Annotated in this window: 1 protein-coding gene; it reads right to left on the bottom strand. The window is 47.6% G+C overall.

Features of this window, described 5'->3' with window-relative positions:
• A partial coding sequence (locus tag A3757_RS00945) for a hypothetical protein (RefSeq protein WP_068739001.1) occupies window positions 1–906 on the bottom strand: 906 nt, incomplete at its 3' end.
• Window positions 907–918: the final 12 nt, after the last annotated feature.

Below are 918 nucleotides of genomic sequence, written 5' to 3'. Positions count from 1 at the left end.
GCCGTAGGCAATACCAAAGAATGTTTTGTAGGTATTCAGGTCGTCCCAAATATTGCGCTTACCGGAACCTTCACAGCTCATTTGCGATGCCAGGTTGATATAACCATCATCTTCGCCATTAAGCATAGCCGCAGATGCGCCTTCAATACCAGGGAAGCTCTTGTAACCGCCCATAACATAAACCGGAGCAGCTAGGTTGGAACCAATATAATTCTTAACAGTGTAAGAATCGTTTGTTTGAAGCCATTGTACACTTGGGTTGCAGTCTTTACCTAAGAATGCCGCGTTTATAAGTGCATCTAACCAGTTGCCGTTACAAACTCGGTCAGCACCTTCGGTTCCGGTTATTGCGCCGCCAAGCGTGAAAATCCCGAGAATGTCGTTCATGGCGGATGCATAATCAACACTAACGGAACCAGAGCTTGTGTAAGCCGTATTGTAGTTGGGTGCGCCTGAGACCGCATTACCGGCGATAAACATCATCTGCTGAGCGCCCTGACTATGCGATACAACCCAAAAGTCGTCATTGGCCGAGCATTGAGTGCCAGCTTGAGGGTGATTGAGGCCGTCTCCGTTACCTTGCTTGATAGAAATGATCTGTCGAGCAATTTCGCCAGAGGTTTCGTTTCTCCAGTAAGGGTAGCCGCTTTCGTCGGTTGAGTCGTAACCAACAATGGCATAATTGTCGCCAGAGCTCAGCAAGTCATCCATAAAGTCAGCACCGTTATAGTTGCTGAAGTGGGATGTTCGCCAAGAGTCGAGGGCATTGATTTTGATGTCGCCTTGGGTTCCGTGCCCGTGAACCATTATATAGCAGTTGTCGGCAGCCATCGCTTGCCCTGATCCCCATAATAGAGATAAAGAAAGCGCGCAGGTGGAAAGTATAGATTTCTTAGTTTTAAACATAGTTAGGACCTT

The organism is Oleiphilus sp. HI0117 (assembly GCF_001635235.1).
Note: the sequence above shows the minus strand (reverse complement) of the source record. Positions and strands in the feature narration are given on the sequence as shown.